Origin of the sequence: Roseomonas sp. KE2513, from assembly GCF_016107305.1 — a bacterium.
Lineage (GTDB): Bacteria > Pseudomonadota > Alphaproteobacteria > Acetobacterales > Acetobacteraceae > Roseomonas.
The window spans coordinates 81,259-99,743 of the sequence record NZ_RCVR01000003.1 but is presented as its reverse complement, the minus strand read 5'-3'; the positions used below and the strand labels follow the sequence as shown (position 1 = coordinate 99,743).

Sequence of the window (18,485 nt, the reverse complement as noted above, 5' to 3'; positions counted from 1 at the left end):
CGCCCAGTATTTTCAACAGAAAGAAGAAGATGAGTGGGGGTCTGGGGGAGAGAATTCCTTCTCTCCCCCAGGGTCACCCGCGCAGAACCCCGTGCTGCCGCAGGAAGCCCAGCAGGGCCAGGAGCGGCAGCCCGAGGATCGCCGCGTGCTCGCCTTCCACGCGGTCGAAGAGGTGCACGCCCGGTCCTTCCAGGCGGTAAGCGCCCACGCTTTCCGCCACGCGATCGCCCTCCAGCGAGAGGTAGGCGTCCAGGAAGGCATCGGAGAAGGGGCGCATGGTCAGGCGCGGGGTGGCGACGTGGTGCCAGATGCGTTCGCCGCCGCGCCAGCACAGGACGGCGGTGACGAGCTGGTGGGTTCCGCCGCGCAGGGCCTGGAGATGGGCGCGGGCGCCGGCGGGGTTCTCGGGCTTGTCGAACCAGCGGTCGCCGAGGGTGAGGATCTGGTCGCAGCCGATGACAAGAGCATCCGGCCGGCGGGCGGCGATGCGCCGGGCCTTGGCCTCGGCCAGCATCAGGGCGGCGTCGGCGGCGGGGAAGCCCTCGGCCTTCGCGCTCTCCTTGATGGAGGCCTCGTCCACGGCGGCGGCGACCGCCTCGAAGCGGAGGCCGGCGGCGTCCAGCAGGGCGCGGCGGGCGGAGGAGGCGCTGGCGAGGACCAGCGCGGGGCTTTCGGCCTGAAGGGCACTCATCGGGCAGGCGGCCCCTGGTTGGCGCCGTGCGGCGTGCCGGGGGGCGCGGTGCGCGCGTGCCAGGCCTCCATGAGCTGGAGGACGGTCGCGGCGGTTTCCTCGATGCTGCGGCGGGTCACGTCGATCACCGGCCAGCCGCGGGCGGTGCAGAGGCGGCGGGCGGCGAGAATCTCGGCCTTCACCGCCTCGGGGTCCACGTAGTCCGTCGCGTCCTGCCGCACGCCGCCGGTGCCGATGAGCTTCAGCCGGTGGCGGCGGATTTCCAGCAGCGCGTTCACCTCGATCGTCAGGCCGATGACGGGGCAGGGCGGGTTGTTCAGCTCCACCGGCAGGGGGGCGCCGGGCACGATGGGCACGTTGGCCGCCTTGATGCCGCGGTTGGCGAGATAGAAGCAGGTGGGCGTCTTGCTGCTGCGGGAGACGCCGACGAGGCAGGCATCGGCCTCCGCGATGCCGGCGGTGCCCTGGCCGTCGTCATGCGCGAGGACGTAGTGCATGGCGTCGATGCGGCGGAAGTAGTCGGCGTCCAGCACGTGCTGGGCGGCGCGCTTCTCCTTCGCGGCCTCGCCGATCTCGCGCTGCAGGAGGTCCAGCGTCTGGTCGAGCACCGAGAGGCTGGTGACGCCGAGGCGGTTGCAGAACTCCTCCAGGCTGTGGCGCAACGACTTGTCGGCCAGCGTGAAGCAGACCGGCCCCGGCTCCGCCTGGATGCCTTCCAGCACCTGCTCGAGCTGAAAGCGGGAGCGCACGAGGAACCAGCGGTGCTGGATTACATGCGGGTCCTCGAAGCGCGCGAGGGTCGCGCGCGACATCGAGTTGAGGGTTTCCCCCGTGCTGTCGGAGACGAGGTGGAGGTTGATCGTGCGGGGCATGTCGGCGGCAACCTAGCCCAAGCCCGGCCCTGCTGGGGAGGACGCGACTCACGAGGGTGAGTCCTGGGGATGAATTCCCGCCTCCCGGAGCGCGCCATGAGTCACGGGGGCGGTGAGTCACGACTCACGCCACCCGGGATGGAATCGCGCCATAAGGGGCGGAGTCATGCGGAGCGAGTCACCGACTCGCCTCCGATTGCCGAGTCGCCGCGCCTTCCAGCCTGTGGAAAACCCTCGGGATGAAATGCGCTGCCCGCTGCGTCCACAGGACTCACAGGCATCAACCCCTCACCTCATCCTTTCTAAGAATCCTAATTAGAGAGAAAGAGGGGCCATGGACCCGTCGGATAAGCCCTTCCTGAGAGCACTGAGCGGCGAGGCCGTCTGGCCGCCGCCGATCTGGCTGATGCGCCAGGCCGGGCGCTACCTGCCCGAGTACCGCGCGACGAAGGAGAAGGCGGGCGGCTTCCTCGAGCTCTGCCTCAACCCGGAGCTCTCGGCCGAGGTCACCTTCCAGCCGCTGCGCCGTTTCCCGATGGACGCGGCGATCCTCTTCACGGACCTGCCGATGCTGCCCTGGGCCATGGGGCAGGGCCTGCGCTACGGCCAGGGCGGCGATGACGGGGTGGGGCCCATCCTGGAGCCCGTGCGCGACGCCGCCGGACTCGCCGCCCTTCGCCCGCAGGACGCCGCCCGCCGCGCGGCCCCGATCATGGAGACGGTCTCCCGCATCCGCGCGGGGCTGGAGCGGGACCACACGGGCACCGCCCTGATCGGCTTCGCGGGCGCGCCCTGGACGGTCGCCTGCTACATGATCGACGGCCGCGGCGGCCACGGCTTCCCCGTCGCGCGCGGGATGGCGGAGGACGACCCCGCCTTCCTCGAATCACTCTTCGAGATCCTCGTCGAGGCGGCCGAGCACTACCTCGTCGCCCAGGCCGAGGCCGGGGCGGAGGCGCTGATGCTCTTCGACTCCTGGGCCGGCCTCCTCCCGCCCGATGGCTTCGAGCGCTGGGTGCTGGACCCCACCATCGTCCTCACCGCACGCCTTCGCGCCCGGCTGGGGCCCGATTTCCCGCTGATCGGCTTCCCCCGCCTTGCCGGCCCCGGCATCCCCGCCTACGCCGCCCGCGCGGGCGTCAACGCGGTCGGGCTGGACGAGACGGTGGACCTCACCGGCCCGCTGCCGGAGGGCGTCACCCTCCAGGGCAACCTCGACTCCCGCACCCTCGTCGCCGGCGGGGAGGCGCTGCAGGAGGCCACGGCCCATATCCTCGACGCGATGCGCGGGCGGCCCTTCGTGTTCAACCTCGGGCACGGGATCACGCCGGATACGCCGATCGAGCATGTGGCGGCGCTGGTGGAACGGGTGCATCGGGGATAGGGCCGGCGCTGGTGGCCCCAGGAAGAGGAAGAAGGAATTCTTCCTCTCCCCGGACCCCTCACCATCATCTTTTTCTTCGAATTTGAGTGGCTTCGCGGCCGGTGCGCCTCGGGTCGTGGACCCGAGGCGACTGCACGCGCAGGAAAGGCGCCTGGGAGGACCCGGCCTTTGGTCATCGTATCCGCGACAGCCAGATGGGGATCCAAGGGCCTCAGGCCCTTGGCGGGTGAGGTCTGGAGAGGGCAGCGCCCTCTCCGGGAGCCGCCCGCGCCGACAGCCCCCTGATTGACACCCGCGCCCCCGCCGGGAAGCCTCCCGCCCCGTAAGGAAGAGGAAGCGCCCATGGATCTCGCCCTGCGCGGCCGCCGTGCCGTCGTGACCGGCGGTTCCCTCGGCATCGGCCGGGCCATCGCGCGGGAACTGGCGGCGGAGGGCGTGGCCGTCGCCATCGTGGCGCGCGACGCGGTGCGGCTGGAGGCGGCGGCGCGCGAGCTTTCGGCGGAGACGGGGGGAACCGTCATCCCCCTCCCCGCCGACCTCTCGGCCGCGGAAGGCGCGGAGACGGCGATGGAGGCCGCCAGGAACGCCCTCGGCGGCGTCGATATCCTCGTGAACAACGCGGGCGCGACGCCGATGGGGCGCATCGGCGACACGGCGGACGCCACCTGGGCGAAGTCGATCAACCTCAAGCTCATGGGCTATGCCCGCTGCGCGCGGGCGCTCACGCCGGCGATGCGCGAACGGCGCTGGGGGCGGGTGATCAACATTATCGGCCGTTCCGGGCACCAGCCGCGGGCGAACTACATCGTCGGCAGCTCGGTCAACGCCTCGCTGCTCGCCTTCACGCACGCGCTGGCGCAGGAATGCGCACCGGACAACGTGCTGGTGACGGGCGTGAACCCCGGGCCCATCCAGACCCCCCGCTGGGACGCGCTGACGACCCAGGGCGCCGCCGATACCGGCCGCAGCGCGGAGGCGGAGAACCGCGCGGCGGTGGAGAGCACCGCCCTCGGCCGCCTCGGCACGCCGGAGGAGGTGGCGGGGCTGGTCGCCTTCCTCTGCTCGGACCGCGCGGGCTACATCACGGGAACGATGATCGACGTGGATGGCGGCGGCACGCGCTGCATCTGAGGACTCCAGCATGCCCGAATTCGAGAGCGCCCCCGGCGTCACCCTCCACTACACGGTGGACGACTTCACCGATCCCTGGACACCGGCGCCCACTGTCATTCTCCTCCACGGCCTCGCCGAGAGCGGGGAGGCCTTCCGCGCCTTTGTGCCCTATCTCGCCCGCCGGCACCGTGTGGTGCGGCTCGACAACCGCGGCTACGGCCGCTCCCCCGCCCTGCCCGCCGATCATCCCTGGCGCTTCGACAGCCTGGTGGAGGACGTGGTCGCGCTGATCCGCCACCTCGGCATCGAGCGCGCGCATCTCGTCGGTGGGAAGATCGGCGGCACCATCGCGCTGGCCACCGCCGCGCGGCACCCGGAAGTGGTGGGGCGGCTGGCCGTGCTCGGTGGGCCGGCCTCGCTGACCAACATGATCACCCGCACCCCTGCCTGGCGCGCCCAGATCGCGGCCGAGGGCGTGCGCCCCTGGGTGCGCGGCTCGAACGCCGGCCGCATGGGCACGCGCATGAGCCCCGCCCAGCTCGGGTGGTGGGAGGACCTGATGTCCGGCACCGCCGCCTCCACGCTGGAGGGCTTCCTGCAAATGGTCCCAAACGTGGACGTGACGGCGGAGGTCGGGCGCATCCAGGCGCCGGCCCTCGTGGTCACCACCACCGGCAGCGGTCTTGGCTCGGCCGACGAGGTGCGGGCCTGGCAGAGCCGCATCCCGGACTCCCGCCTCGTGGTGCTGGAGAACGACTCCTACCACGTCGCCGCCTCCGACCCCGACGAAACGGCGGCGCTGGTGCGCGACTTCCTGGCGGAATGAGCGGCGCCCTCACGGGCCGCTGCCTCTGCGGCGCCGTGCGCTTTAGCCTCGCCGCGCCGCCCCTCGCCGCCCGCGCCTGCTGGTGCCGTACCTGCCAGTACCTCTCCTCCGGCAACGCCTCCGTCGGCGCCATCTTTCGCCGCACCGACCTCACCCTCACCGGCGAGACGGCCGAGTTCACCAGCGCGGCCGACAGCGGCACGCCCGTTCGCCGCCGCTTCTGCCCCCGCTGCGGCACACCCCTCTTCGCCGAGGCGCCGAACGCGCCGGACCTCCTCCTCGTGCGAGCGGGGGCGCTGGACGATCCGGAACTGGCCCGGCCGGAGAGCACCATCTGGACCGGCTCCGCGCCCGCCTGGGGGCTGATCGACCCGGGGCTGCCGCGCTGCGAGGGGCAGCCTTCCTGATCGGGCGTCGCTGGTGACTCCGGGGAGAGGAAGAAGGAATTCTTCCTCTCCCCGGACCCCTCACCATCATCTTCTTCTTCGAGTTTGGGAGGCTTTGCGGCCGGTGCGCCTCGGGTCGTGGACCCGAGGCGACAGAACGATCAGGAAGGTTCCGCGACAGCCAGGCGGGGGTCCAGGGGCCTCAGGCCCTTGGCGGGTGAGGTTTGGAGAGGGCAGGGCCCTCTCCAAGGCCACCAGCGCATCCGGAAGCCTGCGCCAATACCCCGGTCGCCCCATATCCAGGCGGCCAACCCATGCTCCTGACCCTCCCCCGCCCCTTGCAGCACTGGATCGAGGCGACCGCCGCCGCCCTCCTCCACCCGCCCGGCGCCCCGCCGATCGATTTCGCCGCCCCGCCCGGCGAGCCGGCGCTGGCGGCGGCGGATTCCGTCGCCTGGCGGGTCTTCAAGAACCCGGTCGCGCTCTTCGTCGGTGGCGTCGCGGCGGTCATCCTTGAGCTGGCCGAACCGCGCGTCCGAACCGGCGTCTGGGAGCACACGGGCTTTCGCGAGGACCCGCTCGGCCGCCTCCAGCGCACCGGGCTTGCCGCCATGGTCACCGTCTACGGCCCGCGGGGCGTAGCGGAGCGGATGATCGCCCGCATCGTCCGCGCCCATGAGGCGGTGCGGGGCCACACGCCCTCGGGCGATCCCTACCACGCCAACGACCCGGAACTGCTGCGCTGGGTGCAGGCCACCGCCGCCTTCGGCTTCGGCGAGGCCTATAGCCGCTACGTCCGCCCGCTCTCCGGCGAGGAGTTCGACCAACTGCTGGCCGAAGGGGCCCCGGCGGCGGATCTCTACGGTGCGGAGGGCGTGCCGACCTCGCGCGCCGCTCTGGACGAGTTGTTCGACGCCACGAGGCCGCGCCTCGAGCCCTCCCCCATCCTCGTGGAGTTCCTGCGGATCATGCGCCGCGCCCCGGTCCTGCCGGCGCCGCTGCGGCCGATGCAGGGCCTGCTGGTTCGCGCCGCCGTGGACCTTCTCCCCCAACCCGACCGCCGCCGCCTCTCCCTGCTCGCCGAAGGCCTCCGCCCTTGGGAGAGGCCACTCCTCCGCGCCATGGGGCGTCTCGCGGACCGGCTGGTGCTGCGGAACGGCCCCGGGGCCCGCGCCTGCCTCCGTCTCGGCCTGCCCGTGGATTACCTCTACCGCCGCTGATCCGTTGCCAAGAAGGGACGGCGGCAACATCTCCTGGGGCAGCCCGCCCGCTCCGGGCCCCATGGCGGGGCGCGGCGGCGGCACCGGAACCCAGCCTGCCCATGACGCGACCCTCCGCCTCTCTCGCGCCCGCCCTTCTCCTGGCCGCTGCCCTCTCCGCCTGCGCCGCGCCCCTGCCGGGTATCGGACCCGGCTCGAAGCGGGAGGCCGTGGACGTGACCGCCGCGCCCTGGCGCTCCCTCGGCCTGGTGGAGACGGCGGCGGGCGGGCGCTGCACCGGCGCGCTCGTCAGCCCCAACACCGTCCTCACCGCCGCGCACTGCCTCATCGACCCGCGCACCACCCAGCCTGTCCCGGCCGGTGCGGTGCGCTTCACCCTCGCCGCCTCCCCTACGGGCGGCACCGGACAGGCGCGGGCCCTCCAAGCCGTCATCGGGCCCAACTTCTCCGTCGCGCCCGGACCACGCCCCGACCCGAAGGCGCCGCCCGATTCCGATTGGGCCATCCTGCTGCTGGACCAGCCCATCGCCGCTCCCTCCCTCGCTCTCTCGCTGGAGGCCGGCTACCTTCTGCCGGGCACCGCCCTCGCCTTCGGCGGCTACCAGGCGGACCGCGAGCAGGAGATGGTGGCCGACGCCGCCTGCGCCGTGGCCGGCTACGCCCGCGACCCCGCGGGGCACGTCATGCTCCACCACTCCTGCGCGGGCACGGTCGGCGCCAGTGGCGGCCCCCTCCTCGCGCGGCTGCCCAACGGCGGCTGGGTGGTGGCAGGGATCGGGTCGCTTGCGGAAGGCGGCGTCACCGGGGGATGGGCTGTGCCGACCGCCTCGATCGCGCGGGTGGCGCTGAGCAACCGGCGCTGACGATCCGCGGGAGGAAGAAGGAATTCTCCCGCCCCCGGACCCCCCTCCATCATCTTTTTCTTCAAGTCGGGATGCTGGGCGGCCGGTGCGCCTTGGGTCGTGGACCCAAGGCGACGACACGCACAGGAAGGCTCCGCGACAGCCAGACAGAAAAAGATGAGGGAGGGTCCAGGGAGGGAGAATTCCTTCTCCCTCCCTCGAGTCACGGGGGCCGCCCGCTAAGGACCCCCGCCCGGCCAGCAAGGCGGCGAAACGCCCGGCGCCGGCACGTGGCGAGGGACCGGTTCGCGCATCCAGGCCTGGAGGTTGGGTTCCGGCCAGGGCGCGATGTAGTGGGCCCAGTCCGTCGAGGCCTCGAAGACCGATTGCCGCGCGGCCTCGGGGAAGGAGCAGTGGGTGCTCGCCGCCCAGGGCCGGTGGGTGACGAGAAGGCTGCCCTCCATCGCCGAGCCCGCGGTGCCGAGCACGACGCAGGCCAGTAGCACCCGCCGTGCCCATTGCCGGCGACGGTCCGGCGCGGGCGCCAGCAGGGCGGTGCCGGCCACCACCGCGAGCACCGCCAGCGGCACCATGCCGCCTCGCGCCGTCATCTCGTTGCCCGGCCCGAAGACATAGCCCGGCAGCACGCAGAGGATGGCGGTGGAGAAGCCCAGCAGGCGGCTGCGGAGAAGGAAGGCGGCCGGCACCGCCCAGCACAGCACCTCCACCACGAGGAACAGCGCCCAGACGCCGAGGGCGCGCGCCGGGGGATGGACCGTGAGCAGGAAGCCGTGCGGCACCGCCGACGACCCCGCGATGAGGTAGAGGCAGACCGGCACCGCGAGGGCGAGCGCCACGAGGTTCGGCAGGGCGGGGACGGCCGGGAGCACCGCGCGCCAGCCCTGGCGCAGCGCCATGAAGCCGCCGAGCAGCGCGGCGCCCACGGCCGAGACCGGGCTCCAGAAGGCCGCGCCCACGACCAACGGCCCGAGGCCGCGCAGGAAGGCCGGGTTCGACCCGTGGCGCAGCAGCAGCAGCGCCGGCAGCCAGGCCGGCAGCGCGTGGTTCGGCACCCAGAGCAGCGCGGTGACATGGCCGGAATACTGGAAGAAGCGCGGCCACCACTCGCCGCCCCGGCCCCAGCTGCCGAAGATCCCGGCGCCGAAGGTCCCGTCGAGATACATGTTCGGCAGGATGTCGAGGCCGCCGAAGACGATGAAAAGGCCCGCGAGGAGGGCGAAGGCCCCCCGCCGCCCCGGCGCGACCCGCTGCGCGACCGAGCGCAGCAGCATCAGCAGCAGGCCGAGCCCGAGGCCGGTCCAGGCCCAGAGCGCCGCCTCCGCCGCGCGCAGCCCCGCCAGGCGCCCGAGCAGCCCGGCCGGCATGTAGTAGCCGAGCGGCGCGCGCAGCAGCCAGCTCTCGCCGTTCTCCGCGTGCTGGTGGACCACGGGCCAGGGACTGGTGGAGAGATCGTGCAGCACCGCGTCCCGGATCTGCCAGTCGGCGGCGCTGTAGACGAGGTGGTGCGCCCCGCTCGCCCCCGCCCAGAGAAGGCCGAGCGCGAGCAGCAGCAGCGTCCGCCCCGCGGGCAGGGGCCACCCGCCCCGCCAGCCCGGCAGGCGCGCGATCGCCAGCAGCCCCGCCACAACGGCGGCGGCACCGAGCCACGGCACGGCCCAGCCGCCGAGGAACACGAAGCTCGGCACGAGCATGTAGATCGTGACCGCGAGCGAGAGCCCGTCCGGCGCGGCCTTGCCAAGCAGTGCGTCGAGGTCCGGCCGGGCCGCGCCGCCGCGACCCTGTGCCGGGAACTCTTCGGTGGCGGGCGCCGCGGGCGAGGCCGAAGGGGGCACCCTGCGCGCGCCATCGCCTGTCAGCTGGCCGCCTTCCATACGCGGGATATCGCACGCGCCGCAGCGTGGAACCAGCCGCGGCGGCACCTCACGCGGCGCGTGCCAGAACGGTGAAAGCGGCACCCGCACCGTCTCTCACGCGAACTTGCGCGGGGCACCGCCGAAGGGAAAGCGGATGCCAACGCGGTCGCGTAACATAGGTTAGCCGAAATGCAAGGCGCTGCCGATAAGCACGGCAAATGCTCTGTCACAAACACGCTCAACGCGAAGCGCAAGATCTCTGCGCAACGCGTGAAGGTCTTACGCGCGGTTTCCCGCGCAGCCCTCGCGCACTCTCGTGTTCGTCATCGGCCATGGCGGCGCGTGCCACAGTTTTGCCAAGCGCAACCGCTTTATTCACTGCCATCGAGGCACGAAAGGCCGATAACGCGACGCGTGCTGCATCGCAGCGCCGCGAGGCGCGTTAAGCCGTCACCCCGACGGATAACCGATCGACTGAGCCGGGGCTGCGGGCATGCCGAAAGGCGGGCCCAACCCCGTAAAGAGGAAGGACCCACCCCATTTCCGTCGCTCCCGCCGGCGCGCAAGCGCCTCTGCTTCTCTGCCTCTCGCATCTCCGCTGGGACTTCGTGTTCCAGCGCCCGCAGCACCTCCTCTCGCGCGCGGCGAAGTCGCATCGCGTGGTTTTCTTCGAGGAACCGATCCGCAAGCCGGCCGCGCCCGACCTGCCGCGCCTCGAACGCCACATGACGCCGTCCGGCGTCGAGGTCGCGGTGCCGATCCTGCCCGACAACATGGACGAGGCCGCGAGCGACGACGCGCAGCGCGCGCTGCTGGACGGCCTGCTCGCCGGCGCGCGCCCTGACATCGCCTGGTACTACACGCCGATGTCGCTCGGCTTCACGACGCACCTGAACCCGGTCGTGACCGTCTATGACTGCATGGACGAGCTCTCGGCCTTCCGCGGCGCCTCGCCGCAGCTCACGCTGCGCGAGCGGCGGCTGCTGCGCCAGGCGGATGTCGTCTTCACCGGCGGCCGCTCGCTCTACGAGGCGAAGCTCGGCCTGCACCCGCGCGTGCACCTCTTCGCCTCGGGCGTCGATTCTGCGCATTTTGCGAAGTCGCGCGAGCTGCGCGCCTCCGGCGCGGCCGAGCCTGCTGATCAGGCGAACATCCCGCACCCGCGCATCGGCTGGTTCGGCGTGGTGGACGAGCGCATGGACCTCGGGCTGCTCGACGCCGTCGCGGCGCTGCGCCCCGACTGGTCCTTCGTGATGATCGGCCCCGTGGTGAAGATCGACCCCGCGAGCCGCCCGACGCGCCCCAACATCCACTGGCTGGGCGGGCGCAAGATGGACGAGCTTCCCGCCTATCTCGCGGGCTGGGACTGCGGCTTCATGAACTTCGCGCTCAACGAGAGCACGCGCTTCATCTCGCCGACCAAGACGCCCGAATACCTCGCCGCCGGCGTGCCGGTGGTCTCCACGCCCATCAAGGACGTGGTGCGCTCCTGGGGTGCGGAAGGCCTCGTCGAGATCGCATCCAACGCCGAAGAGGCGGTTGCCGCGATCGAGACGGCCATGTCGCGCCCGCGCGAATCCTGGCTGCCCAAGGCCGACCAACTCCTCGCCCAGGGTTCCTGGGACTCCATCTGGTCCAGCATGCACGAACTTCTCCGCCAGGCCGCGGCGACGAAGGTTGCCGGCGACGGATCTCTCAATTCCCGCGCGGTCGCGAGCCCGAACCATGTTTGATTGGCTGATCGTCGGTGCCGGCTTCGCCGGCGCCACCCTTGCTGAGCGCATCGCCACCGTGCGCGGCGAGCGCGTGCTCGTCGTCGACCGTCGCGACCACATCGCGGGCAACGCCTATGACGAGCAGGACGCCGCCGGCATCCTGATGCACCGCTACGGCCCGCACATCTTCCACACGAACTCGGACGCGGTGTTCTCGCACCTGTCGCGCTTCACCAAGTGGCGCGCCTACGAGCACCGCGTTCTCGCGAAGCTGGCCGACGGCAAGCTCGTTCCCATGCCGATCAACCGCACGACGGTGAACCGCATGAACGACCTCTCCCTCACGACGGAGGACGAGGTCGAGGCCTTCTTCAACGAGCGCGCCGAGGCCGTGCCGGAGATCCGCTCCTCGGAGGACGTGGTCGTCTCCCGCGTGGGGCGCGAGCTCTACGAGACCTTCTTCCGCGGCTACACCCGCAAGCAGTGGGGCCTCGACCCGTCGGAGCTCGACAAGTCCGTCACCTCCCGCGTGCCGACGCGCGCGAACACGGACGACCGCTACTTCACCGACACGCACCAGTTCATGCCGCTCGATGGCTACACCGCCATGTTCAAGCGCATGCTGGACCATCCGAACATCACCGTCCTCACCGGCACCGACTATCGCGACATCAAGGGCAAGGTGCCCTTCCGGCGCATGGTCTGGACCGGCCCGGTGGACGAGTATTTCGACTTCCGCTTCGGCAAGCTCCCCTACCGCAGCCTCACCTTCAAGCACGAGACGCTGGACCAGGAGTGGTACCAGCCGGTCGGCACGGTGAACTACCCGGGCGAGGAGGTGCCCTACACGCGCATCTCCGAGTACAAGCACCTCACCGGCCAGGTGAACGGCAAGACCACCATCACCACCGAGTTCCCCTCGGCCGAGGGCGACCCCTACTACCCCGTGCCGCGGCCGGAGAACGCCGAACTCTACAAGCGCTACGAGGCGCTGGCGGACGCGACCGAGGACGTGTGGTTCGTCGGGCGCCTCGCGACCTACCGCTACTACAACATGGACCAGGTCGTGGCGCAGGCGCTGGCCACCTTCCGCCGCATCGAGACGAGCGTGCCGCAGCGTTCGGCCAATGACGCGACGGGCCTCGTCGCGACGGGGGCCTGAGCAGGGAATGGCGGATTCTCGATCGCCCAACTCCCGCGTCTCGCCGAGCTTCTCGCCCAGCTTCTTCATGGGCGGATTCGAGTGCTCGACGCACCGGCGGGACGACGGCAAGCGCCTCGACCTCATCGCCTCCACCCGCCATGACCTCCTGGCGGAAGTGGACTACGAGGCGCTGGCCGCGCACGGCATCCGCGGCGCGCGGGACGGCGCCCGCTGGCACCTGATCGAGCGCATCCCCGGCCATTACGACTGGTCGCCGGTGCTGCCGCTCATCCGGGCCGCGAAGAAGGCCGGCGTGCGCGTGGCCTGGGATGTCTGCCACTACGGGCATCCCGACCATGTCAGCCCGATGGAGAACGGCTTCGCCGAGGCGCTCGCGCGCTTCGCCGCGGCCTTCGCCCGCCTGCTGCTGGAGGAGGAGGGCGAGCCCCCGATCCTCTGCCCCGTGAACGAGATCTCCTTCTGGGCCTGGGCCGCCGGGGATGTCGGCTACTTCAATCCCGGCCGCCGCAACTGGGGCGGCGAGATGAAGGCTCGCCTCGTCGCCGCCTCCATCGCCGCCGGCCGGGCGGCGCGTGAGGCCGTTCCCGGCACGCGCCTGATTGCCGTGGACCCGATCATCAACGTCCTCGCCGAGGAGAACGACCCCGACAGCGACGCCGCGGATCACCACGAATCCCAGTGGCACGCCTGGGAGGGCCTGCTCGGCCGGGCCATGCCGGAACTCGGCGGCACGCCGGACGGCTTCGACTTCATGGGCGTGAACTACTACTGGAACAACCAGTTCGTGCGCGAGGGCGACCGCGGCTACACCGTCAAGATCGACGACCCGCGCCACCGTCCGCTGCGCGACCTGCTGGTGGATGCCTATGCCCGCGTGAAGCGGCCGATGATCATGGCGGAGACGAGCATCGAGGGCAGCCCGCGCGCCCCCTGGCTCCGCTACGTCTGCGACGAGGTGCGCGCCGCCATGCGCGCGGGCGTGCCGATCGGCGGCATCTGCCTCTACCCCGTCGTCTCGCATCTCGGCTGGGACAACGACCGCTACTGCCCCAACGGCCTGTTCGAGATGCATCCCGTCCGCGGCCGCCGCCCGGTGGACGCGCCGCTCGCCAAGGAACTCGCGCGCCAGACGGCCCTCTTCGAGGCCTTCCTGCGCGGCGAGGACGTGCCCGAGGAACCCGACGCCGCCGCTGCCTTCTCCGCGGCCTGGGAACACTCCGAAACCGTCCGCCTCTCGGCGGGCGCGGAAGAGGAGCGCGTGTCGCATGAGGTGGGCGCGGGCGAGCACTGATCGGGGCGCTGGAGAGGGCTCTTCCCTCTCCAGACCTCATCCGCCAGGAGCCTGAGGCCCCTGGACCCGCATCTGACGCCCTTCCTGAACGTGCAGTCGCCTCGGGTCATCGACCCGAGGCGCACCGGCTGTCCAATATTCCAAGCAGATAGAAAAATGAGTGGGGGTCCGGGGGAGAGAATTCTCTCCCCCCCGGGGTCCACAAGCGCGCCCTATCCCGCCTGAGCCCCCGAAGCCTGGATTACTCGCGTCCAGGTCGCGCGCTCCTGCGCCATAAATCTCCCGAAAGCGTCCCCAGCCAGCGCGCCCGGCTCCGCCCCCGTGGCCGCCAGCTTCGCGCGCAGCCCAGCGTCGGAAAGCGCCTCCGTCACCAGCCCTTCCACCCGCGCGCGGAGGGCGGCCGGCATGGCCGCCGGTCCGGCCAGCCCGAACCAAGCCTCCGCCGCGAAGCCGGCCAACCCGGCTTCGGCGAGTGTCGGCACCTCCGGCAGGGCGGCGGCCCGGCGCGCACCCGCGACAGCCAGCGCCTTCACCCGCCCGTCGCGCACCTGCGGCAGCACGGCCGGCAGGTTGTCGAACATCATGCCGATCTGCCCACCAACGAGGTCCGTCATGGCCGGCGCCGCGCCGCGATAGGGCACGTGGACGATGTCGATCCCGGCCATGCTGCGGAACAACTCCCCCGCCAAGTGGTTCGTGCTGCCGTTGCCCGAGGAGCCGAAGGCAATCCGCCCCGGCTGCGCCTTGGCCAGCGCGATCAGCCCGGCCACGTCCCGCACGGGCGTTTCCGGCCCCACCATCAGCACGATTGGCACCGTTGCGACCAGGGCCAGCGGCGCGAAGTCGCGCTCCGCGACATAGGGCATGGAGGGAAAGAGGGCGTTGTTGATCGTCAGCGGCCCCGGCGCGGTCAGCAGCAGGGTGGTTCCGTCCGGCGCCGCCTTGGCCACGCTATCGGCGCCCACGTTGCCGCCCGCGCCCGAGCGGTTCTCGACCACCCAGGGCTGGCCCGTGCGCTCGCGCAGCACCTCGCAGAGCAGCCGCGCCACGATGTCGTTCGAGCCGCCGGGCGGGAAGGGCACCACCACCCGCACCGGCCGGTCCGGCCAGCCGGGCTGCGCCGCCGCCCCCTTCGCGGCGCCCGCCGCCAGGGCCATCGCCAGAACACCGCGCCGTCCGCTCATGCACGCCTCCCCATGATTCTTTGCGGCGAGACTGCCGCCACGCCCGCCGGGGAGGCAAGCGCGCGGCGGCCGCGTGCGGGACAGCGCGCAAGCTTGCTGCCGGGCAGCGCGCAAGCTTGCTGCCGAGCGAACGACGTTGCGTAACAGGCATGGACGGCATCCCCTGCCGCGCCCACATCCTCCGCCAATGCCTACCGGTCCCCTCCTGCGCGGCCGCGTCTCGCGCCGGGCGCTCCTCGCCCTGCCGCTTGCCGCCTGCACGCCCCAGGTCATCCCCGCCGGCCCGCCCCTGGCCGAGCCCGCGCTGGCCGAGGACGCGCTGACCATGGAGGACGGTGCGCGCCTGCCGCTGCGCGCCTGGCTGCCCGCCGCCCCGCCGCGCGCCGTCCTGCTCTGCCTGCACGGCTTCAACGACAGCCGGAACTTCATGAGCGAGCCCGCCGCCGCGCTGAACGCCGCCGGCCTCGCCGTCTACGCCTATGACCAGCGTGGCTTCGGGGGGGCGCCGCACCGCGGCGTCTGGCCCGGCGCGGACACGCTCGCCGCCGATGCCGCCACCGCCGCCCGCCTCCTCAAGGCCCGCCATCCCGGCATCCCGCTCATCCTCCTCGGCGAGAGCATGGGCGGGGCCGTCCTCCTCCTCGCGGCCACCAGGCCCAGCCCGCCGCCGGCCGCGGGCTACGTCCTCCTCGCCCCCGCCGTCTGGGGGCGCGTGACCATGCCGGGGATCATCACGGGCCTGCTGGACGTCCTGACCCACCTCGTGCCCCGCGTCGCGGTCGCCTCGGGCGTGCCGGGCATCGTCCCCACCGACAACATGACCGCCCTCCGCCGCATGGCGCGCGACCCGCTGACCATTCGCGAGACCCGCGTGGACACCACCTCCGGCCTCATCGACCTCATGGACGACGCCCTGGCCGCCGCCCCCCGCCTCGGCCCCGCCATGCCGCCCGTCCTGCTCGTCTACGGCGGCCGGGACCAGCTCGTGCCCCCCGTCGCCACCCGCGCGCTGCTGGACCGCATCCCCGCCGACGCCCCCGCCCGCGTGGCCTACTACGCGGCCATCCACCACATGCCACTCCGCGACCTCGGCGCCGGCGCGGTCATCGGCGACATCCTTGCCTGGATCGACAACCCCGCGGCGCCGCTTCCCTCGGGGGCGGACCGGACAGGGCTTGCCTGGAGGACCGCGCCTCTTCCGGCCTGGTAGGGCCAGAGAGGGCACTGCCCTCTCCGGACCTCACCCGCCAGGAGCCTGAGGCCCCTGGACCCCCGTCTGGCTGTCGCGACACCTTCCTGAACATGTCGTGGCCTCGGGTCCAAGACCCGAGGCGCACCGACGACCGAGTGTCTCCAGCAAATAGAAAAAAGATGAGTAGGGGTCCGGGGGAGAGAATTCTTTCTCTTCCCCGGAGGCCGCAAGCGCCAGCCCACCCCGCAAAAGCGCCCCCGCCCCTTGACCCCGCCCCCCGCGGTGGCATGTGGCGGCATCATGAGCATCACCGCCCCTGTCGCGCCCGCCCCGACCGTTCCTCCACCGGCGGCCGGCCGGCGAAAGGTCGCCGTGGTGCTGTTCAACCTCGGTGGGCCAGACAGCCCGGAGGCGGTGCGCCCCTTCCTGACGAACCTCTTCACCGATCCCGCGATCCTGCGCTTTCCCGCGATCTTCCGGATCCCGCTCGGCCGCCTGATCGCTGCCCGCCGCACGAAGGCCGCGAGCGAGAACTACGCGATCCTCGGCGGCAAGTCCCCGCTGCGGGAGTTGACAGAAGAGCAGGCCGCAGCACTCGAGGCCTCGCTGCGCGGCGCGGGGATGGAGGCGCGCTGCTTCGTCGCGATGCGCTACTGGCATCCCTTCACCGAGGCCGCGCTGCGCGACGTCATGGCCTGGTCGCCGGACGAGGTGGTGCTGGTGCCGCTCTATCCGCAGTTCAGCACGACAACGACGGGCAGCAGCCTGAGCGTCTGGCATAGCGCGGCCAAGCGCGCTGGCTTCATCACGCCCACCACCACCCTATGCTGCTGGCACTCCGACGAGGGCTTCGCCGAGGCCACCGCCGCCATTATCCGCCGTTCCTGGGACGAGGCCCGCGCGGCGGTGCCGGAGGGCACGCGGCTCCGCCTTCTCTTCAGCGCCCATGGCCTCCCGGAGACAATCGTGAAGCAGGGCGACCCCTACCAGTGGCAGGTGGAGCGCTCGGTTGCCGCCGTCATGGCCGCGCTGGACGATCCCTCCATCGAGCACGGCCTCTGCTACCAGTCCCGCGTCACCCCGCAGAAGTGGCTCGGCCCAAGCGCGGAGACCGCGATCGAGGAGGCCGGCAAGGAAGGCGTGGCCCTTCTCGTCTGCCCCATCGCCTTCGTCTCGGAGCATTCGGAAACCCTCGTGGAACTCGACGTGGAATATCGCGAACTCGCGCACAAGGTCGGCGTGCCCGCCTATTTCCGCGTGCCCGCGCAGAACAGCGACGCCGGCTTCATCGCCTCCCTCGCGGCCCTCGTCCGCCGCACGCGCGACGAAAGCCGCGGCTCGCGCGACGCCGCGGGCGGCAAGCTCTGCTCCTTCGCCGGCGGGCGGCAATGCCCGAAGCAGCACAAGGGCTGTCCCCACACCGCCGCCCAGCCGCTGCGGGTGGAGGCATGAGCGCCGCCCTCCGCCCCGCCGCGGTCCTCTTCGACTGCGACGGCGTGCTCGCCGACAGCGAGGCCGTGGCCAACGGCGCCATCGCCGACGACCTGACCGAGCGCGGCTGGCCCATGACCATGGAGGAGGCCAAGGCCCTCTTCATGGGAACCGCCCTGCCCGACATCCGCACCCGCATCGAAGGCCACTTCAACGCCCCCCTGGCGCCGGACTGGGAGGAGAGCGTGGTGGGCCGCATCGTCGCCCGCTACGCCACCGGCGACCTCTCGCCCATCCGCGGCGCCCAGGCCGCCGTGGAGGCGGTGGCGGCCGCCGGCATCCGCATGGCCGTCGCCTCCAATTCCGGCCGGGCCGAACTCCGCAGCAAGGCCGCCATCCTTCCCTTCTTCCACCACTTCGAGGGCCGCCTCCTCTGCTTCGAGGACGTGGCGCGCCCCAAGCCCTGGCCCGACCTCTACCTCGCCGCCGCCAAGCTCGTCGGCGCCGACCCGCGGGACTGCGTGGTGGTGGAGGACAGCATCGCCGGCGCCCGCGCGGGCCTGGCCGCCGGCTGCCGCGTGCTCGGCTTCGCGCAGGAAACCCCGGAAGCCGGCCTCCGCGCCGCGGGCGTGACCGAAGTCTTCCACGACCACGCCGAACTCCCGGCGCTGCTGGGCATCGGCAGGGTGGCCGCGTGACCATCCCCTGGCTCGCGGGCCTCTATCCCTGGACTAAGGCGCTGCACCTCATCGCCGTCTTCGCCTGGATGGCCGGGATGTTCTACCTGCCCCGCCTCTACGTCTATCACTCCACCGTCCCCGTTGGCGGAGAGGCCTCGGAGATGCTGAAGGTGATGGAACGCCGCCTGCTGCGCGCCATCATCAACCCCGCCATGGCGGCCGCCTGGCTGCTCGGCATCACCCTCGTTCTCACGCCCGGCATCGTCGATTGGCACGCCGGCTGGTGGCACGGAAAGATGGCCGGCTTCCTCGGCATGAGCGCCTTCCACGGCACCCTGGCCGCCGCTCGCAAGGGCTTTGCCCGCGACGAACGACCGAAGACGGAACGCTACTGGCGCATCGCCAACGAGGTGCCGACGCTGCTGCTGATCCTCATCGTGATCATGGTGATCGTGAAGCCCTTCTAGGGCCGGTTCTTTGGAGAGGGCGCCGACCTCTCCAGACCTCTCCCGCCAGGAGCCTGAGGCCCCTGGACCCCCATCTGTAAGCCCTTCCTGAACGTGCCGTCGCCTCGGGTCCACGACCCGAGGCGCACCGACCGCCCAGCACTCCCAACTCG

The 18,485-nt window shown here is 71.8% G+C and carries 17 protein-coding genes; 13 read left to right on the top strand and 4 right to left on the bottom strand.

The genetic code is table 11. The features are described 5' to 3' along the window. Positions 1-73: 73 nt before the first annotated feature. Both D9599_RS04225 and D9599_RS04220 read right to left on the bottom strand, forming a co-directional pair. The gene (locus tag D9599_RS04225) at positions 74-691 is read right to left on the bottom strand and encodes a Maf family nucleotide pyrophosphatase (protein WP_198379980.1); all 618 of its coding nucleotides are present in this window, start codon (positions 689-691) and stop codon (positions 74-76) included. Then, positions 688-1,563: a pyruvate, water dikinase regulatory protein gene (locus tag D9599_RS04220; protein WP_198379979.1), complete on the bottom strand. Its 876-nt coding sequence runs from the start codon at positions 1,561-1,563 to the stop codon at positions 688-690. Before D9599_RS04220 ends, D9599_RS04225 begins: the two co-directional genes overlap by 4 nt. A 334-nt stretch (positions 1,564-1,897) precedes the next feature. Between D9599_RS04220 and hemE the strand changes: the two genes are divergently transcribed. From hemE to D9599_RS04190, 6 genes are all read left to right on the top strand, one after another. Continuing rightward, positions 1,898-2,947, top strand: coding sequence for a uroporphyrinogen decarboxylase (gene hemE / locus D9599_RS04215; protein ID WP_198379978.1), 1,050 nt, complete (start codon positions 1,898-1,900; stop codon positions 2,945-2,947). A 342-nt stretch (positions 2,948-3,289) separates the two neighbouring features. Continuing rightward, positions 3,290-4,078 (top strand): SDR family oxidoreductase, encoded by a 789-nt coding sequence (locus D9599_RS04210; RefSeq protein ID WP_198379977.1) that lies wholly within the window; start codon positions 3,290-3,292, stop codon positions 4,076-4,078. Between the two features lie 10 nt (positions 4,079-4,088). Further along, on the top strand, positions 4,089-4,886 hold the full coding sequence (locus D9599_RS04205) for an alpha/beta fold hydrolase (RefSeq protein ID WP_198379976.1): 798 nt from the start codon (positions 4,089-4,091) through the stop codon (positions 4,884-4,886). Further along, positions 4,883-5,293, top strand: a complete 411-nt coding sequence (locus D9599_RS04200) for a GFA family protein (protein WP_198379975.1) — start codon at positions 4,883-4,885, stop codon at positions 5,291-5,293. The genes D9599_RS04205 and D9599_RS04200 overlap by 4 nt, the downstream gene beginning before the upstream one ends. 293 nt (positions 5,294-5,586) lie before the next feature. After that, positions 5,587-6,492 carry an oxygenase MpaB family protein gene (locus tag D9599_RS04195; protein WP_198379974.1) on the top strand — a complete coding sequence of 302 codons (906 nt, stop codon included), beginning with the start codon at positions 5,587-5,589 and terminating at the stop codon, positions 6,490-6,492. Positions 6,493-6,593: 101 nt separating this feature from the next. Continuing rightward, positions 6,594-7,355: a serine protease gene (locus D9599_RS04190; protein ID WP_198379973.1), complete on the top strand. Its 762-nt coding sequence runs from the start codon at positions 6,594-6,596 to the stop codon at positions 7,353-7,355. Positions 7,356-7,573: 218 nt separating this feature from the next. On the opposite strand, the gene D9599_RS04185 is transcribed toward D9599_RS04190, so the two are convergent. After that, positions 7,574-9,187 carry a hypothetical protein gene (locus D9599_RS04185; RefSeq protein ID WP_198379972.1) on the bottom strand — a complete coding sequence of 538 codons (1,614 nt, stop codon included), beginning with the start codon at positions 9,185-9,187 and terminating at the stop codon, positions 7,574-7,576. Positions 9,188-9,816: 629 nt separating this feature from the next. Between D9599_RS04185 and D9599_RS32210 the strand changes: the two genes are divergently transcribed. The 3 genes from D9599_RS32210 to D9599_RS04170 are packed head-to-tail and all read left to right on the top strand — an operon-like array spanning position 9,817 to position 13,379. Next, positions 9,817-10,941, top strand: a complete 1,125-nt coding sequence (locus D9599_RS32210; RefSeq protein ID WP_198379971.1) for a glycosyltransferase — start codon at positions 9,817-9,819, stop codon at positions 10,939-10,941. Beyond that, positions 10,934-12,085 (top strand): UDP-galactopyranose mutase, encoded by a 1,152-nt coding sequence (gene glf, locus D9599_RS04175; RefSeq protein WP_198379970.1) that lies wholly within the window; start codon positions 10,934-10,936, stop codon positions 12,083-12,085. The genes D9599_RS32210 and glf overlap by 8 nt, the downstream gene beginning before the upstream one ends. A gap of 7 nt (positions 12,086-12,092) precedes the next feature. Next, the gene (locus D9599_RS04170) at positions 12,093-13,379 is read left to right on the top strand and encodes a beta-glucosidase (RefSeq protein WP_198379969.1); all 1,287 of its coding nucleotides are present in this window, start codon (positions 12,093-12,095) and stop codon (positions 13,377-13,379) included. A 212-nt stretch (positions 13,380-13,591) separates the two neighbouring features. On the opposite strand, the gene D9599_RS04165 is transcribed toward D9599_RS04170, so the two are convergent. Beyond that, entirely contained in the window at positions 13,592-14,563 is a 972-nt protein-coding gene (locus D9599_RS04165; protein ID WP_198379968.1) for a tripartite tricarboxylate transporter substrate binding protein, read from the bottom strand. Positions 14,564-14,750: 187 nt separating this feature from the next. Here D9599_RS04165 and D9599_RS04160 point away from each other — a divergent pair, with 187 nt between their 5' ends. From D9599_RS04160 to hemJ, 4 genes are all read left to right on the top strand, one after another. Then, positions 14,751-15,773, top strand: coding sequence for an alpha/beta fold hydrolase (locus D9599_RS04160; protein WP_198379967.1), 1,023 nt, complete (start codon positions 14,751-14,753; stop codon positions 15,771-15,773). Positions 15,774-16,055: 282 nt separating this feature from the next. Then, on the top strand, positions 16,056-17,207 hold the full coding sequence (gene hemH, locus D9599_RS04155; protein ID WP_198379966.1) for a ferrochelatase: 1,152 nt from the start codon (positions 16,056-16,058) through the stop codon (positions 17,205-17,207). After that, complete coding sequence (locus D9599_RS04150) at positions 17,204-17,884, top strand: HAD family phosphatase (protein ID WP_198379965.1); 681 nt, start codon at positions 17,204-17,206, stop codon at positions 17,882-17,884. Before hemH ends, D9599_RS04150 begins: the two co-directional genes overlap by 4 nt. Beyond that, on the top strand, positions 17,881-18,333 hold the full coding sequence (gene hemJ / locus D9599_RS04145) for a protoporphyrinogen oxidase HemJ (protein ID WP_198379964.1): 453 nt from the start codon (positions 17,881-17,883) through the stop codon (positions 18,331-18,333). Before D9599_RS04150 ends, hemJ begins: the two co-directional genes overlap by 4 nt. Positions 18,334-18,485 lie beyond the last annotated feature (152 nt).

Coding starts and splice junctions, on each gene's coding strand:
- D9599_RS04210 (WP_198379977.1), top strand. CDS start 3,290: ATGGATCTCGCCCTGCGCGGCCGCCGTGCCGTCGTGACCGGCGGTTCC.
- D9599_RS04195 (WP_198379974.1), top strand. CDS start 5,587: ATGCTCCTGACCCTCCCCCGCCCCTTGCAGCACTGGATCGAGGCGACC.
- D9599_RS04225 (WP_198379980.1), bottom strand. CDS start 691: ATGAGTGCCCTTCAGGCCGAAAGCCCCGCGCTGGTCCTCGCCAGCGCC.
- D9599_RS04200 (WP_198379975.1), top strand. CDS start 4,883: ATGAGCGGCGCCCTCACGGGCCGCTGCCTCTGCGGCGCCGTGCGCTTT.
- D9599_RS04170 (WP_198379969.1), top strand. CDS start 12,093: ATGGCGGATTCTCGATCGCCCAACTCCCGCGTCTCGCCGAGCTTCTCG.
- glf (WP_198379970.1), top strand. CDS start 10,934: ATGTTTGATTGGCTGATCGTCGGTGCCGGCTTCGCCGGCGCCACCCTT.
- D9599_RS04165 (WP_198379968.1), bottom strand. CDS start 14,563: ATGAGCGGACGGCGCGGTGTTCTGGCGATGGCCCTGGCGGCGGGCGCC.
- D9599_RS04220 (WP_198379979.1), bottom strand. CDS start 1,563: ATGCCCCGCACGATCAACCTCCACCTCGTCTCCGACAGCACGGGGGAA.
- hemE (WP_198379978.1), top strand. CDS start 1,898: ATGGACCCGTCGGATAAGCCCTTCCTGAGAGCACTGAGCGGCGAGGCC.
- hemH (WP_198379966.1), top strand. CDS start 16,056: ATGAGCATCACCGCCCCTGTCGCGCCCGCCCCGACCGTTCCTCCACCG.
- D9599_RS04150 (WP_198379965.1), top strand. CDS start 17,204: ATGAGCGCCGCCCTCCGCCCCGCCGCGGTCCTCTTCGACTGCGACGGC.
- D9599_RS04190 (WP_198379973.1), top strand. CDS start 6,594: ATGACGCGACCCTCCGCCTCTCTCGCGCCCGCCCTTCTCCTGGCCGCT.
- D9599_RS04205 (WP_198379976.1), top strand. CDS start 4,089: ATGCCCGAATTCGAGAGCGCCCCCGGCGTCACCCTCCACTACACGGTG.
- D9599_RS04160 (WP_198379967.1), top strand. CDS start 14,751: ATGCCTACCGGTCCCCTCCTGCGCGGCCGCGTCTCGCGCCGGGCGCTC.